This is a genomic window from Flavobacterium sp. OHVDL-2026-0007 (assembly GCF_059882335.1).
The window spans coordinates 2,744,228-2,758,290 of record NZ_CM187612.1; the positions used below are offsets into that span (position 1 = coordinate 2,744,228).

Sequence of the window (14,063 nt, forward strand, 5' to 3'; positions counted from 1 at the left end):
ATACCTAACATAACGTCTCTAATTCCTTGGCAAGAATACTTCAGCCATCATGCATCTAGCACTTCCTCCACCACAAGCTTCGATGGTATCTAAACTAGAACTTAAGATCTCCCCATGATTTTCTAATTGTGCAATTTGTTTCGGAGTCAAACTCTGATGAGCCGCAGCACTCATAACGATATATTTCTTATCATCGGCACCACGCACTTCCAACATATTCCCCGCGAAATTATTTACCTGAGCTTCCGTGATTAAAATCACTTCTTTTTTATCAGCCTTCAAATTGTCCAATACCATTTTGCGTTCTTTTTTGTCGTCAATACAGTCCGAACAGATCACTGCAAAAGTCTCACCTAAACACATCATCACATTGGTATGGTAAATCAATTTACGCTCACCATCCACGGTCTGAAACGCTTCAAAAATAACTGGCGCATAATCAAAGTCTTCGCAGAATTCAATAAACAACTCTTCATCAGCACGAGGTGACAATGCGCAATACGCCTTCGCATTCGCACGATCCAATAGCAAACTTCCAGTTCCTTCTAAGAAAAAACCATCTTCTTCTGCTGAAGTATAATCCATGATATTGCTAATCTCAAATCCTTTATCTTCTAAGGTATCTAAGATATCTTCACGACGTTCTGCGCGACGATTCTCCGCAAACATAGGATACAAAGCTACATCACCATTCTCATGAAAAGACACCCAGTTATTTGGAAAAATACTATCTGGTGTATCGGTCTCTAAAGTATCCTCAATTACCGTTACATCTACTCCTACCGCTCTTAGCTTCTCTACAAAAACATCAAACTCTTGTTGCGCTTTTGCATTTACCGAACTAGGTAAAAGACCATCTAAAACTTTTTGGTAGTAATTATTAACTGCAGTCTGCTCATTCATTCTAAAAGCCACCGGACGAATCATCACAATAGCATTTGTCGTTTGTTTCATATCAATATATTTTTTTCAACTTAACGCTTTTCGGATTATGAGAATCCAAAACCACTAACTTGAAGTTTATTTAGTCTCTTATTAAAGGCAATGTAGAACATCTCAGTAGCCCTTCTTGTTTAGCGATCTCTGCATACGGAATTTCTTCCACAGTAAATCCCTTTGCACGTAACCAGTTGTTTAGTCTCGTGAAGTTTTTCTCTGACACCACTACATTTTCATCGATAGAGAAGACATTCGAGAACATATTGTACATTTCATTTCTCTCGATATGAAACAAGTTCTCTTTTCCAAAAAGCTTTACCAAAAAGCGATAATCCGCTTCTTCCCTAAAACCTCTTTTGTAAATGATACCTTTGTCTTTACCCACAGGTTGAAAACAGCAGTCCAAATGCAAAGCATTATCTCTGGCTTCAATCTTAGACTTAACCAAATCGAACTCTTTCACAATTTTATTTGGGAACAATTCTTTAATGAACTTCACCCCTTCCATATTGGTTCTCGCGGTGATATAATCTTTATAGTCACTTCCTTTGTAGGTACCGATGAAGATGTAGTCATTCCATAACATTACATCACCACCTTCGATGTGTACTTCTTCTGGTGGACGCACTACTTTTAGCGGATCCATTTGATCAATGATGTATTGGATAGCATCTAACTCACGTTCTCTATCGGGTAAGATATTCGATTTAACAAAAGTATCATCAATCACAAAACCAATATCTCTGGTAAAAATCTGATTGTAATTTTCAATCATTTCTGGACGATAGACCGTCACATTGTATTTTTGAAATACCGCATTAAACGCTTCCATTTCCACCACCATATCTTTTTCTAATGGATACGTTCCTGCCTTAATATGTTCCAATGATTTAGGATCATAAGCTTCATCCAAAGTTGGAGTAGGCCCATTATGAACAGCCGAGCCTAAAACTACAGCACGTAATCTTGACGTTTCGTTCTTTATATTTAATTGCAACATAATTGTAATAGATTTTGAACAAATATAAAAAAAGCTTCACAGTTAAGTGAAGCTTTAAAGTTATTTTTACTTAGCAGACTTAAAGTCTCTCAGTGGATGTCCAGTGTAAATTTGTCTTGGTCTTCCGATTGGCTCTTTGTTTTCACGCATTTCTTTCCATTGTGCAATCCAACCCGGTAGCCTTCCAATAGCAAACATTACGGTAAACATATCAGTAGGAATTCCTAAGGCTCTGTAAATAATTCCAGAATAGAAATCTACGTTTGGATACAAACTTCTTGATTTGAAATACTCATCTTCTAAAGCTGCTGCTTCCAATTTTTTAGCAATCGCTAAAATTGGATCATCAACTCCTAAAGTACTCAATACTTCATCCGCCGCTTTTTTAATGATTCTAGCTCTTGGATCAAAGTTTTTGTATACTCTATGACCAAATCCCATTAAACGGAAAGGATCATTTTTGTCTTTGGCTTTAGCCATAAACTTATCCGTATCCCCACCATCTCTATTGATTTCTTCCAACATCTCAAGCACTGCTTGATTCGCTCCACCGTGAAGTGGTCCCCAAAGTGCAGAAACTCCTGCAGAGATAGAAGCAAATAAACCTGCATGAGAAGAACCTACCATTCTTACTGTTGAAGTAGAACAGTTTTGCTCGTGATCACCATGCAAAATAAATAATTTATCTAGGGCATTCACCACAACTGGGTTAGCTGCATAAGGTCCTGTAGGCAATCTAAACATCAATTGCATGAAGTTCTCTACATAACCTTGAGTATTGTCATAATAGTTCAATGGGTAGCCCATTGATTTTCTATATGTCCAAGTTGCTATTACTAAAAACTTCGCTATCGTTTTACAAATAGCCTCGTACATTTCTTTTTCATTTTCTACATTAACCGCCTTTGGATTAAAAGCTGTCAAAGCACTTGTCAAAGCTGACAACACGCCCATTGGATGTGCTGTTTTTGGAAAACCGTCAATGATGTTTTTCATCTCTTCGTTTACCAAAGTATGCTTTTTAATATCAGCATCAAATTGTGCCAATTGTTCTGCTGTAGGTAATTCTCCAAAAATCAAAAGATAAGACACCTCAGGGAAACTAGCTTTTTCAGCTAAATCTTCGATGGAATATCCTCTGTAACGTAAAATTCCTAATTCTCCATCCAAGAAAGTAATTTCACTAGTGCAAGACCCTGAATTTTTATAACCTGGATCAAGTGTAATATAACCAGTTAAATCACGTAATTTGTTAATATCGACAGCAGATTCATTTTCACTTCCCGTAATTACTGGAAGTTCAATTTTCTTACCATCTACTTCTAATGTAGCTGTTTTTGACATAATATATCGGAAATAAATCTTTTAAAATAATAATTAATCAAATCTAAGGAATTTAAGACTAATTAAAAAAAGAATACTACTATGAATTTGTTAAAACTCCAAAAAAAAACCATCCGTAAAAACGGATGGTCTTAAATTTACCTATAACTCTTACAATTATTTGATCTTGAAAGCGTTTAATCCAGGGAAATACGCAGTAGCTCCTAGTTCTTCTTCGATTCTTAATAATTGGTTGTATTTTGCCATACGATCAGAACGAGATGCTGATCCTGTTTTGATTTGACCACAGTTTAAAGCAACTGCTAAATCAGCAATAGTATTATCTTCAGTCTCTCCTGAACGGTGAGACATTACAGAAGTATAACCAGCATTTTTAGCCATGTTCACTGCAGCAATCGTTTCTGTTAAAGTTCCAATTTGGTTTACTTTAATCAAGATAGAGTTAGCAATACCTTTTTCAATACCAGTTGACAAACGCTCAACGTTAGTAACGAATAAATCATCACCTACTAATTGTACTTTATCACCGATTTTCTCAGTAAGCAATTTCCATCCATCCCAGTCATTTTCGTCCATTCCATCTTCGATAGAAATGATTGGGTATTTAGCTGCTAATTCAGCTAAGTAGTCCACTTGTTCAGCAGAAGTTCTTACTTTACCAGTTGCTCCTTCAAATTTAGAGTAATCGTATTTTCCGTCCACATAAAATTCAGCAGCAGCACAGTCTAAAGCAATCATAATTTCGTCTCCGAAAGTATATCCTGCGTTTTCAACCGCTTTTTTGATAGTATCTAAAGCATCTTCAGTACCACCTGGCAAGTTTGGTGCAAAACCTCCCTCATCACCAACAGCTGTACTTAAACCTCTATCGTGTAATACTTTTTTCAAAGAGTGGAAAATTTCAGTTCCCATTTGCATAGAGTGAGAGAATGAAGTTGCCTTTACAGGGAAAATCATAAACTCTTGAAATGCGATAGGTGCATCAGAGTGAGAACCTCCATTGATGATGTTCATCATTGGTACAGGTAATGTATTAGCAGAAACTCCACCTACATATCTGTATAAAGGCAATCCTAATTCATTAGCAGCCGCTTTTGCAGCAGCCAAAGAAACTCCTAAAATAGCATTAGCTCCTAATTTAGATTTGTTTGGTGTTCCGTCTAAATCAATCATAGTTTGATCGATTAGGTTTTGTTCGAAAACAGAAATACCAACTAACTCTTCAGCAATAACAGTATTTACATTGTTCACTGCATTTAAAACTCCTTTTCCTAGGAATGCTTTTCCTCCGTCACGTAGTTCAACAGCTTCATGCTCTCCAGTTGAAGCTCCAGATGGAACAGCAGCTCTTCCTAAAACTCCGTTTTCAGTAATAACATCAACCTCAATAGTAGGATTACCTCTAGAATCAAAAATTTGTCTTGCGTGAACTTTAATTATAATACTCATTACTTTTGTTTTTTAGTTTTTAACATAGCAAATATATTCTAACTTTTTAATACTAAATCATAAAATAATAAATTTTATTAACGATAACGATGTAATTCCTCCTAAATTTATTATCATATAGCCTTTCTCTGTCCATAATGATAGTACTTCAGAAAAAAAACTACCTAAGCTTAATTCCTAAAATTCGAATATCACTTCTAATCCATATACCGACCTTACTGAGTCTTTCATTAAATCAAGGGAAGTACTATTGAGAAAAAGCCGCAACTTTTACCAAAATAAAAAAACAAAGTAACTATGAGACTTTCCTATAAATAAAAAATCCGATTAAAACTATACAGTTCAATCGGATTTCTCATATTATGAATTTCTTTTATTTTTTCAAATTCTCTACAAATTGATCAAATAAATACGATGAATCGTGAGGTCCTGGACTTGCTTCTGGGTGGTATTGTACAGAGAAACAGTTTTTGTTTTTCATACGCATACCCGCAACAGTTCCATCATTTAAATGTAAATGGGTAATCTCTAAATCAGGGTGGTTTTCTAATGCTTCTTTGTTCACAGCAAAACCGTGATTCTGAGAAGTGATTTCCCCTTTTCCTGTTACAAGATTTTTAACTGGGTGATTAATCCCTCTGTGTCCATTAAACATTTTGTAAGTCTGAACACCATTTGCTAAAGCAATTACTTGATGTCCTAAACAGATTCCAAACAATGGCTTATCATCGGCTAAGATTTCTTTGGCTACTTCAATAGCGCTGAAAAGTGGATCTGGATCCCCAGGTCCGTTAGACAAGAAATAACCGTCTGGATTAAAATCTGATAAATCTTTATACGTTGAATTATAAGGATATACTTTTATGTAACAATCTCTTTTGGCAAGGTTTCTTAAGATGTTCTTTTTGATTCCAAGATCCAAAGCGGAGATCTTATAAGTAGCATTTTCATCTCCGAAGAAGTAAGGTTCTGTAGTAGATACTTTTGAAGCCAACTCCAATCCTTCCATATTCGGCACATTAGCCAATTCTTTCTTTAGGTCTTCTACTGATGTTCCATCTGTACAAATAACCGCATTCATTGCACCGTTATCACGAATATAACTTACTAGTGCTCTTGTATCCACATCTGAAATACAGATCAAATTTTCCTTGATAAAATAATCTTCTAAACTTCCTGAAGCATCTTCTCTTGAAAAATTAAAACTGAAGTTTTTACAAACTAAACCAGCAATTTTGATGCTATCCGATTCAATTTCTAAATCGTTAACACCGTAATTTCCAATATGTGTATTGGTAGCAACCATAATTTGCCCAAAATAAGAAGGATCTGTAAAGATCTCTTGGTATCCAGTCATCCCAGTATTAAAACAAACCTCACCGAAAGTTTTACCGCTGATTCCGATAGATTTTCCATGAAAAATTGTTCCATCACTTAGTAATAAAATGGCGCTTTGTCGTGTAGTGTATTTCATTATTTAATTTGTATTGTTTTTAATCGTCGTATGAAAACCGCTAGGCGCTCTTCATTTGTAATTAGATATTTTGCAAATTTACTTCTTTAAAAGAGTGCTTCCAAGATTTTTTAAAAAATTCCTTCATAAAAATAAAACCTACTGCTTCAAATAAGTTAAATAGTGGAATTGCTTTTAAAAAAAATCAAAAAAAAAGGATAAACTAAAAAAATAGTTTATCCTTGATTTTATAGAATCATTACTTTCATAATTATTCAGAAGCTTCAGTAGTCGATTCTGACTCAGCAGCTGGAGCTTCGGTTGTATCCTCAGCTTTTTTTGCTTTACCACCACGACGGCTTTTTGCTTTTTTAACTTCTTTTTTACCACCATTGTAAAGTTCATTGAAATCTACAAGTTCGATCATTGCCATATCAGCATTATCTCCTAAACGATTTCCAACTTTAATGATACGAGTGTATCCACCTGGACGGTCACCAACTTTAGCAGCTACGTCTCTGAACAAGTCAGTTACCGCATATTTACTACGTAGGTAAGCAAAAACAATACGACGGTTGTGAGTCGTATCTTCTTTTGATTTTGTGATTAAAGGCTCAACGAATTGTTTAAGCGCTTTAGCTTTGGCAACAGTAGTGTTAATACGTTTGTGCTCAATAAGAGAACAAGCCATATTAGCCAACATAGCTTTTCTATGTCCAGTCTGTCTGCTTAAGTGATTGAATTTTTTTCCGTGTCTCATTGCTATTTTAAATTTAATCCGCCGTAGCGGATTGAATTATTCTTTATCTAATTTGTATTTAGCTAAGTCCATTCCGAAAGTTAAATTTTTAACTGCTACAAGTTCATCTAGCTCTGTTAAAGATTTTTTACCAAAATTACGGAATTTCATTAAGTCATTTTTATTGAACGATACTAAATCACCAAGTGTATCAACTTCAGCCGCTTTCAAGCAATTTAATGCTCTCACAGATAAATCCATATCAACAAGCTTAGTTTTAAGCAATTGTCTCATATGCAATGACTCTTCATCATACGATTCTGTTTGTGCAATTTCGTCAGCCTCGAGTGTAATTCTTTCGTCAGAAAATAACATGAAGTGGTGAATTAAAACTTTTGCAGCTTCAGTAAGGGCATCTTTTGGATTGATAGAACCATCAGTTTTAATTTCAAAAACTAATTTTTCGTAATCCGTTTTTTGCTCTACACGGAAGTTTTCAATTGCGTATTTTACATTCTTTACCGGAGTAAAGATAGAATCTGTAAAAATAGTCCCAATTGCCGCATTTTGTTTTTTGTTCTCCTCAGCAGGAACGTATCCTCTACCTTTTTCGATTGTTAAATCGAAGTTCAATTTGATCTTAGAATCTAAATTACAGATAACAAGGTCTGGGTTCAGAACTTGGAAACCTGAGATAAATTTCTGAAAATCACCTGCTGTTAATTGATCTTTACCAGAAACAGAAATTGTAACTGCTTCATTATCGATATCTTCAATTTGACGTTTGAAACGTACTTGTTTTAGATTAAGGATAATTTCGGTAACATCTTCAACAACACCTGAAATAGTAGAAAACTCATGATCTACACCTTCGATACGAACAGATGTAATTGCATAACCTTCTAATGCTGAAAGCAAAACTCTTCTAAGTGCATTACCAACTGTCAATCCATAACCAGGTTCTAAAGGTCTAAATTCGAATTTACCTTCAAAATCGGTTGAATCGATCATGATAACTTTATCGGGCTTTTGAAAATTAAATATTGCCATAAATTTCGACTAAGTCAATTATTATTTGTTGTACAACTCTACGATTAATTGTTCTTTAATGTTTTCTGGAATTTGAAGTCTCGCAGGTACAGAAACGAAAGTTCCTTCTTTAAGATCTTGGTTCCAAGTAATCCATTCGTAAACATGACTTGAATTTGATAAAGAACGTTCGATAGCTTCTAAAGACTTAGATTTTTCACGAACTGCTACTTTATCACCAGGCTTAAGGTGGTAAGAAGCAATATTTACAACTTCACCGTTAACAGTAACGTGTCTGTGAGAAACTAATTGTCTAGCACCTCTTCTAGAAGGAGCGATACCCATTCTAAAAACAACGTTATCTAATCTAGCTTCACATAATTGTAAAAGAACTTCACCAGTAACACCTTTAGTAGCTGATGCTTTTTTGAATAAGTTTCTGAATTGTTTTTCTAAAATTCCGTAAGAATATTTAGCTTTTTGCTTTTCCATTAACTGAACAGCGTACTCAGACTTTTTTCCTCTTTTTTTAGCCATCCCGTGTTGTCCAGGTGGGTAATTTCTTTTTTCGAAAGATTTATCATCTCCGAAGATTGCTTCGCCAAATTTACGAGCAATTCTAGTTTTTGGACCAGTATATCTTGCCATTTCTAAAAAAAATTTATTTAAGGTAGAGATTATGAATTCAGGTCAAATCCTTCGATAATCGTTTGCTCTACCTTGTTTATACTATAATAATAAAATTAAACTCTACGTCTTTTCGGAGGACGACATCCGTTGTGTGGCATTGGAGTTACATCGATAATCTCTGTTACTTCAATTCCACCGTTATGAATAGAACGGATAGCAGACTCACGTCCGTTTCCTGGTCCTTTTACATAAACTTTTACTTTTTTAAGTCCAGCCTCAAGAGCTACTTTACTACAATCTTCTGCTGCCATTTGGGCTGCGTATGGAGTGTTCTTTTTAGAACCTCTAAAACCCATTTTACCAGCTGAAGACCAAGAAATAACTTCACCTTTTTTGTTTGTCAAAGAAATGATGATGTTATTGAAGGTAGCAGAAATATGAGCCTCTCCCGTTGATTCAACGATAACTTTACGTTTTTTTGCAGTTGCTTTAGCCATATTACTTATTATTTAGTTGCTTTTTTCTTGTTAGCAACAGTTTTTCTTTTACCTTTTCTTGTTCTAGAGTTGTTTTTAGTTCTTTGTCCTCTTAATGGAAGACCAGATCTATGACGGATACCTCTATAACAACCAATATCCATTAAACGTTTGATGTTTAAAGAAACTTCAGAACGTAATTCTCCTTCAATTTTGAATGTTCCAACAGCTTCACGAATTGCTCCGATCTCGTCATCATTCCAATCTTGAACTTTCTTGTCTTGGCTTACTTGAGCTTTTTCTAAAATCTCAATAGCTCTACTTCTTCCTAATCCGAAGATATAGGTAAGTGCTATAACACCTCTTTTATTTTTTGGGATATCTACCCCTGCTATTCTTGCCATAATTATCCTTGTCTTTGTTTAAATCTAGGATTCTTTTTGTTTATTACGTACAATCTCCCTTTTCTACGCACAATGATGCACTCGGGACTTCTCTTTTTTACTGATGCTCTAACTTTCATAGTGAATATCCTTTAATATCGATAAGTAATTCTTGCTTTTGACAAATCATAAGGACTCATTTCTAGTTTCACTTTATCACCAGGTAATAACTTGATGTAATGCATACGCATTTTACCAGAAATATGAGCAATTACGATATGTCCATTTTCTAACTCCACACGGAACATCGCATTTGATAATGCTTCGATGATTGATCCGTCTTGTTCTATTGCTGATTGTTTTGCCATATAAAAATTAAGCTACTGCTTTTCTATTTTTACCAGTCTTCATTAAACCATCATAATGTTTGTTTAACAAGTACGAGTTGATTTGTTGTATCGTGTCGATAGCAACACCAACCATAATTATTAACGAGGTACCTCCAAAAAACATTGCCCAAGATTGTTGTACATCCATAATACTTACAACAATGGCTGGGAACACAGCAATCAAAGCAAGGAATAAAGATCCTGGGAAAGTTATTAAAGACATCACTTTATCAAGGAAGTCTGAAGTTTCAGCCCCTGGACGAATCCCTGGAATAAAACCACCACTCCTTTTCAAATCATCGGCCATCTTGTTCGTAGGAACGGTAATAGCAGTATAGAAGAATGTAAATACAATAATTAAAGTTGCAAATACAAAATTATACCAAAAACCGAACATATCACTAAATGTACCAACGATTGATTGTGATGTTTCTGATTTAGACAACCCTGCTACTGCAGCAGGAATAAACATAATTGCTTGCGCAAAGATGATCGGCATAACCCCAGAAGCATTAAGCTTTAAAGGAATCCATTGTCTATTACCACCTGCCAAATCTTGTTCGTAATCTCCTGTAGTTGTACGACGAGCGTATTGTACTGGGATTCTACGTACTGCCATTGTAAGCAATACACAAGAAATGATAACCAATAACCACACTATGATCTCAATAACTAGTAACATTGGTCCACCATTGTTATTTGTTACTCTGGTTGTGAATTCTTGTATAAAAGCTTGCGGTAAGCGCGCCAAAATACCAACCATAATCAATAATGAAATTCCATTTCCAATACCTTTATCTGTAATCTTTTCCCCTAACCACATGGCAAAAATTGTACCAGTAACTAAGATAATAACAGACGAAAACAAAAACTCAGGAGAGTTAAAGCCCAGTAAGAATGCACTTCCTGGTAACGTTCTGTATAAATTATAAATATAAGTAGGACCTTGAACCAGTGTAATAGCTATAGTCAACCAACGAGTGATTTGATTAATCTTTTTTCTACCACTCTCTCCATCACTCTGAAGTTTTTGCAAATAAGGAATCGCAATTCCCATTAACTGAACAACAATAGATGCAGAAATATAAGGCATAATACCTAAAGCAAAAACTGAAGCTTTAGAGAAAGCACCCCCTGTAAACATATCCAGGATAGATCCTAGACCATTTTTAGTTTGTCCCGCTAAACCTGTTAATTGAGTTGCGTCAATCCCAGGAAGCGTAACGTGTGCACCAAAACGATATACCAAAAGTAATCCTAATGTAATTAAGATTCTATTTTTCAGTTCTTCGATTTTCCAAACATTACTTATTGATTCAATAAATTTCTTCATCTTAGTAGATAAGTTATATAGTTACAGCCTCTCCACCAGCAGCTTCAATAGCCGCTTTTGCAGTAGCAGTAAATTTGTGGGCAGTTACTTTTAATTTTGCTTTCAATTCTCCTCTACCTAAAATCTTAACGATCTCATTTTTGGTAGCTAGACGATTTGCTACGTAATCTGTCATTGTAACAGAATCAGTAATCACACCATTGTCTACTAATAATTGAAGCGTATCTAAATTAACACCTTCGTATTCTTTACGATTGATGTTCGTGAAACCAAACTTAGGTACACGTCTTTGAAGTGGCATTTGCCCTCCCTCAAAACCAATCTTTTTAGAATATCCAGAACGAGATTTTGCTCCTTTGTGACCTCTTGCAGAAGTACCACCTTTTCCAGAACCTTCTCCTCTACCTAATCTTTTATTTTGATTGTGCGTTGACCCTTCAGCTGGTTGTAAGTTACTTAAATTCATAACAGTATTTGTTATTTAGCTTCTTCGACAGAAACTAAGTGTTTAACTTTGTTTATCATCCCAAGGATAGCAGGATTTGAATCATGCTCTACAACTTGTCCCATTTTACGTAGACCTAAAGCTTCCAAACCTCTCTTTTGAGAAAGAGGACAGTTGATTTTGCTTCTTACTTGTTTTACTAATAATTTAGCCATAATTTCCTTGAATTAACCTTTAAAAACTTTTTCTAAAGAAACACCTCTTTGTTTTGCAACAGTGTAAGCGCTTCTCATTTGTAATAAAGCATCAAAAGTTGCTTTAACTACGTTATGAGGATTTGATGATCCTTGAGATTTAGATAATACATCGTGAATACCTACTGACTCCAAAACTGAACGAACAGCTCCACCAGCAATAACTCCTGTACCATGAGAAGCAGGAATTAAGAATACACGTGCACCACCAAATTTTCCTTTTTGTTCGTGAGGAACAGATTGTCCGTTCAAAGGAATTTTTACTAAATTTTTCTTAGCATCTTCTACTGCTTTCGCAATTGCTTCAGAAACATCTTTAGATTTTCCTAATCCATGACCAACTACTCCGTTTTCATCACCTACAACTACAATAGCAGAAAAACCGAAAGCTCTACCACCTTTTGTAACTTTAGTAACACGATTAACACTTACCAGACGATCTTTAAGTTCAAGACCACTTGGTTTTACCAATTCTACATTTTTGTATTTAGACATAATATATTAGAATTTAAGTCCAGCCGCTCTTGCGCCTTCTGCTAATGATTTAATACGACCGTGATATAAATATCCACCTCTATCAAAAGTGATGGTATCAATCCCAGCTTTTAACGCTTTCTCTGCAACTAATTTTCCAACAGCAGCAGCGATTTCAACGTTAGTACCTTTTCCTATTTCTTTTTCTCTTGAAGAGGCAGCAAGTAAAGTAACACCGTTTACGTCATCAATAAGTTGAGCATAAATTTCTTTGTTACTTCTAAATACAGATAGTCTAGGGTTAGTAGCAGTACCACTAATCGATTTTCTAATTCTGAATCTAATTCTCTGTCTTCTATCAGATTTTGTTAATGACATAATCTTATTTTTTAAGCTGATTTACCTGCTTTTCTTCTTAATACTTCACCCACAAATTTAACACCTTTTCCTTTGTACGGCTCAGGCTTACGGAAACCTCTGATTTTCGCAGCAACCTGTCCTAAAAGTTGTTTGTCAAATGATGTTAATTTTACGATAGGGTTTTTACCTTTTTCAGATATTGTTTCTAAAGCTACTTCTGGAGCAATTTCTAAAACAATATTGTGAGAATATCCAAGAGCTAAATCTAACTTTTGACCTTGGTTTGAAGCTCTATAACCAACTCCAACTAATTCAAGTTCTTTTGTAAAACCTTGGCTTACACCCATAATCATGTTATTGATTAATGATCTGTACAATCCGTGTTTTGCTCTATGGTCTTTATGATCAGACGATCTTTCTACTTGTACTAGATCGCCTTCAACTGTTACAGTTACGTCCGAAAACTCCTGTGTAAGTTGACCTTTTTTTCCTTTTACTGTAATGATACCGTCTTTAACTTCAACAGTTACTTCAGCAGGGATTACAACTGGGCTTTTACCTATTCTTGACATCTTATTTAGTCTTTAAAATTAGTATACGTAACAAATTACTTCACCACCTACATTTAATTGCTTAGCTTGTTTTCCAGTCATCAAACCTTTAGATGTAGAAACAATAGCAATTCCTAATCCATTAAGGATTCTAGGTAATTTGGCAGCACCTGCATATTTACGTAAACCAGGTTTACTAATTCTTTGGATATCTTTAATCACAGGCTCTTTAGTATCTTTATCATACTTCAAAGCGATTTTGATTGAACCCTGAACAGCGTTGTCCTCAAATTTGTAACTCAAGATATAACCTTGATCAAATAAGATCTTAGTTATTTCTTTTTTTAGATTAGAAGCTGGAATTTCAACAACTTTGTGGTTTGCAGCCACAGCGTTACGAACTCTAGTCAAATAATCTGCAATAGGATCTGTATACATATGTATTTGATTGCGATTATGGTTTTCGGGAGACAGACGTCCCCCGAACCTTTAATCAATTAAAATTATTTTTTGGTTTGCAAAAGTACTAACTTATTGCGAGATTACCAAGACGCTTTTTTAACACCAGGAATTAACCCATTATTAGCCATCTCACGGAAAGTTACACGTGAAACACCAAATTGACGGATATAACCTCTTGGTCTACCTGTTAATTTACAACGGTTGTGTAAACGAACTGGTGAAGCATTTTTAGGTAATTTTTGTAAACCTTCGAAATCTCCAGCTTCTTTCAAAGCTTTTCTTTTCTCAGCATACTTAGCTACCGTTTTCTCTCTTTTAACCTCACGGGCTTTCATTGATTCTTTAGCCATGTC

General features: G+C 35.1%; 20 protein-coding genes. All 20 read right to left on the reverse strand.

Translation table 11 applies throughout. The features are described from left to right. Nucleotides 1-18: 18 nt before the first annotated feature. A complete protein-coding gene (gene ctlX, locus AC51AA_RS10995) occupies nt 19-954 on the reverse strand; it encodes a citrulline utilization hydrolase CtlX (protein WP_500702260.1) in 936 nt (311 codons plus the stop codon). 70 nt (nt 955-1,024) lie between these two features. Further along, nucleotides 1,025-1,939, reverse strand: a complete 915-nt coding sequence (locus AC51AA_RS11000; protein ID WP_500702264.1) for a dimethylarginine dimethylaminohydrolase family protein — start codon at nt 1,937-1,939, stop codon at nt 1,025-1,027. A gap of 66 nt (nt 1,940-2,005) precedes the next feature. Beyond that, nucleotides 2,006-3,283: a citrate synthase gene (locus AC51AA_RS11005; RefSeq protein WP_500702267.1), complete on the reverse strand. Its 1,278-nt coding sequence runs from the start codon at nt 3,281-3,283 to the stop codon at nt 2,006-2,008. Nucleotides 3,284-3,439: 156 nt separating this feature from the next. Continuing rightward, nucleotides 3,440-4,732 carry a phosphopyruvate hydratase gene (gene eno, locus AC51AA_RS11010; protein ID WP_500702269.1) on the reverse strand — a complete coding sequence of 431 codons (1,293 nt, stop codon included), beginning with the start codon at nt 4,730-4,732 and terminating at the stop codon, nt 3,440-3,442. A gap of 373 nt (nt 4,733-5,105) precedes the next feature. Then, nucleotides 5,106-6,206 (reverse strand): glutamine-hydrolyzing carbamoyl-phosphate synthase small subunit, encoded by a 1,101-nt coding sequence (gene carA / locus AC51AA_RS11015; RefSeq protein ID WP_500702272.1) that lies wholly within the window; start codon nt 6,204-6,206, stop codon nt 5,106-5,108. Nucleotides 6,207-6,456: 250 nt separating this feature from the next. Beyond that, entirely contained in the window at nt 6,457-6,945 is a 489-nt protein-coding gene (gene rplQ, locus AC51AA_RS11020; RefSeq protein WP_395423157.1) for a 50S ribosomal protein L17, read from the reverse strand. A 36-nt stretch (nt 6,946-6,981) separates the two neighbouring features. Further along, nucleotides 6,982-7,974: a DNA-directed RNA polymerase subunit alpha gene (locus tag AC51AA_RS11025; protein ID WP_026109818.1), complete on the reverse strand. Its 993-nt coding sequence runs from the start codon at nt 7,972-7,974 to the stop codon at nt 6,982-6,984. A gap of 21 nt (nt 7,975-7,995) precedes the next feature. Then, on the reverse strand, nt 7,996-8,601 hold the full coding sequence (gene rpsD, locus AC51AA_RS11030) for a 30S ribosomal protein S4 (protein WP_089478373.1): 606 nt from the start codon (nt 8,599-8,601) through the stop codon (nt 7,996-7,998). A 95-nt stretch (nt 8,602-8,696) separates the two neighbouring features. Then, a complete protein-coding gene (rpsK, locus tag AC51AA_RS11035; RefSeq protein ID WP_007803677.1) occupies nt 8,697-9,080 on the reverse strand; it encodes a 30S ribosomal protein S11 in 384 nt (127 codons plus the stop codon). A gap of 8 nt (nt 9,081-9,088) precedes the next feature. Continuing rightward, on the reverse strand, nt 9,089-9,463 hold the full coding sequence (gene rpsM, locus AC51AA_RS11040) for a 30S ribosomal protein S13 (protein ID WP_100433334.1): 375 nt from the start codon (nt 9,461-9,463) through the stop codon (nt 9,089-9,091). Between the two features lie 2 nt (nt 9,464-9,465). Further along, nucleotides 9,466-9,582 carry a type B 50S ribosomal protein L36 gene (ykgO, locus tag AC51AA_RS11045; protein WP_072945378.1) on the reverse strand — a complete coding sequence of 39 codons (117 nt, stop codon included), beginning with the start codon at nt 9,580-9,582 and terminating at the stop codon, nt 9,466-9,468. Nucleotides 9,583-9,594: 12 nt separating this feature from the next. Next, nucleotides 9,595-9,810: a translation initiation factor IF-1 gene (infA, locus tag AC51AA_RS11050; RefSeq protein ID WP_007136545.1), complete on the reverse strand. Its 216-nt coding sequence runs from the start codon at nt 9,808-9,810 to the stop codon at nt 9,595-9,597. Nucleotides 9,811-9,817: 7 nt separating this feature from the next. Further along, on the reverse strand, nt 9,818-11,164 hold the full coding sequence (gene secY, locus AC51AA_RS11055; RefSeq protein ID WP_500702282.1) for a preprotein translocase subunit SecY: 1,347 nt from the start codon (nt 11,162-11,164) through the stop codon (nt 9,818-9,820). 13 nt (nt 11,165-11,177) lie between these two features. Further along, a complete protein-coding gene (rplO, locus tag AC51AA_RS11060; protein ID WP_500702284.1) occupies nt 11,178-11,630 on the reverse strand; it encodes a 50S ribosomal protein L15 in 453 nt (150 codons plus the stop codon). Nucleotides 11,631-11,641: 11 nt separating this feature from the next. After that, nucleotides 11,642-11,824 (reverse strand): 50S ribosomal protein L30, encoded by a 183-nt coding sequence (gene rpmD, locus AC51AA_RS11065; RefSeq protein WP_017495010.1) that lies wholly within the window; start codon nt 11,822-11,824, stop codon nt 11,642-11,644. A 12-nt stretch (nt 11,825-11,836) separates the two neighbouring features. Further along, on the reverse strand, nt 11,837-12,361 hold the full coding sequence (gene rpsE, locus AC51AA_RS11070) for a 30S ribosomal protein S5 (RefSeq protein ID WP_085950271.1): 525 nt from the start codon (nt 12,359-12,361) through the stop codon (nt 11,837-11,839). Nucleotides 12,362-12,364: 3 nt separating this feature from the next. After that, nucleotides 12,365-12,715: a 50S ribosomal protein L18 gene (gene rplR / locus AC51AA_RS11075; protein ID WP_042565878.1), complete on the reverse strand. Its 351-nt coding sequence runs from the start codon at nt 12,713-12,715 to the stop codon at nt 12,365-12,367. Nucleotides 12,716-12,726: 11 nt separating this feature from the next. Then, a complete protein-coding gene (rplF, locus tag AC51AA_RS11080) occupies nt 12,727-13,269 on the reverse strand; it encodes a 50S ribosomal protein L6 (RefSeq protein WP_500702292.1) in 543 nt (180 codons plus the stop codon). A gap of 18 nt (nt 13,270-13,287) precedes the next feature. After that, nucleotides 13,288-13,686 (reverse strand): 30S ribosomal protein S8, encoded by a 399-nt coding sequence (rpsH, locus tag AC51AA_RS11085; protein ID WP_500702293.1) that lies wholly within the window; start codon nt 13,684-13,686, stop codon nt 13,288-13,290. 104 nt (nt 13,687-13,790) lie between these two features. After that, on the reverse strand, nt 13,791-14,060 hold the full coding sequence (rpsN, locus tag AC51AA_RS11090; RefSeq protein WP_500702296.1) for a 30S ribosomal protein S14: 270 nt from the start codon (nt 14,058-14,060) through the stop codon (nt 13,791-13,793). Nucleotides 14,061-14,063 lie beyond the last annotated feature (3 nt).

What these genes read in the sequence shown, in the direction of transcription:
- ctlX (WP_500702260.1), bottom strand. Translation starts at nt 954, where the DNA reads ATGAAACAAACGACAAATGCTATTGTGATGATTCGTCCGGTGGCTTTT.
- AC51AA_RS11000 (WP_500702264.1), bottom strand. Translation starts at nt 1,939, where the DNA reads ATGTTGCAATTAAATATAAAGAACGAAACGTCAAGATTACGTGCTGTA.
- AC51AA_RS11005 (WP_500702267.1), bottom strand. Translation starts at nt 3,283, where the DNA reads ATGTCAAAAACAGCTACATTAGAAGTAGATGGTAAGAAAATTGAACTT.
- eno (WP_500702269.1), bottom strand. Translation starts at nt 4,732, where the DNA reads ATGAGTATTATAATTAAAGTTCACGCAAGACAAATTTTTGATTCTAGA.
- carA (WP_500702272.1), bottom strand. Translation starts at nt 6,206, where the DNA reads ATGAAATACACTACACGACAAAGCGCCATTTTATTACTAAGTGATGGA.
- rplQ (WP_395423157.1), bottom strand. Translation starts at nt 6,945, where the DNA reads ATGAGACACGGAAAAAAATTCAATCACTTAAGCAGACAGACTGGACAT.
- AC51AA_RS11025 (WP_026109818.1), bottom strand. Translation starts at nt 7,974, where the DNA reads ATGGCAATATTTAATTTTCAAAAGCCCGATAAAGTTATCATGATCGAT.
- rpsD (WP_089478373.1), bottom strand. Translation starts at nt 8,601, where the DNA reads ATGGCAAGATATACTGGTCCAAAAACTAGAATTGCTCGTAAATTTGGC.
- rpsK (WP_007803677.1), bottom strand. Translation starts at nt 9,080, where the DNA reads ATGGCTAAAGCAACTGCAAAAAAACGTAAAGTTATCGTTGAATCAACG.
- rpsM (WP_100433334.1), bottom strand. Translation starts at nt 9,463, where the DNA reads ATGGCAAGAATAGCAGGGGTAGATATCCCAAAAAATAAAAGAGGTGTT.
- ykgO (WP_072945378.1), bottom strand. Translation starts at nt 9,582, where the DNA reads ATGAAAGTTAGAGCATCAGTAAAAAAGAGAAGTCCCGAGTGCATCATT.
- infA (WP_007136545.1), bottom strand. Translation starts at nt 9,810, where the DNA reads ATGGCAAAACAATCAGCAATAGAACAAGACGGATCAATCATCGAAGCA.
- secY (WP_500702282.1), bottom strand. Translation starts at nt 11,164, where the DNA reads ATGAAGAAATTTATTGAATCAATAAGTAATGTTTGGAAAATCGAAGAA.
- rplO (WP_500702284.1), bottom strand. Translation starts at nt 11,630, where the DNA reads ATGAATTTAAGTAACTTACAACCAGCTGAAGGGTCAACGCACAATCAA.
- rpmD (WP_017495010.1), bottom strand. Translation starts at nt 11,824, where the DNA reads ATGGCTAAATTATTAGTAAAACAAGTAAGAAGCAAAATCAACTGTCCT.
- rplR (WP_042565878.1), bottom strand. Translation starts at nt 12,715, where the DNA reads ATGTCATTAACAAAATCTGATAGAAGACAGAGAATTAGATTCAGAATT.
- rplF (WP_500702292.1), bottom strand. Translation starts at nt 13,269, where the DNA reads ATGTCAAGAATAGGTAAAAGCCCAGTTGTAATCCCTGCTGAAGTAACT.
- rpsH (WP_500702293.1), bottom strand. Translation starts at nt 13,686, where the DNA reads ATGTATACAGATCCTATTGCAGATTATTTGACTAGAGTTCGTAACGCT.
- rpsN (WP_500702296.1), bottom strand. Translation starts at nt 14,060, where the DNA reads ATGGCTAAAGAATCAATGAAAGCCCGTGAGGTTAAAAGAGAGAAAACG.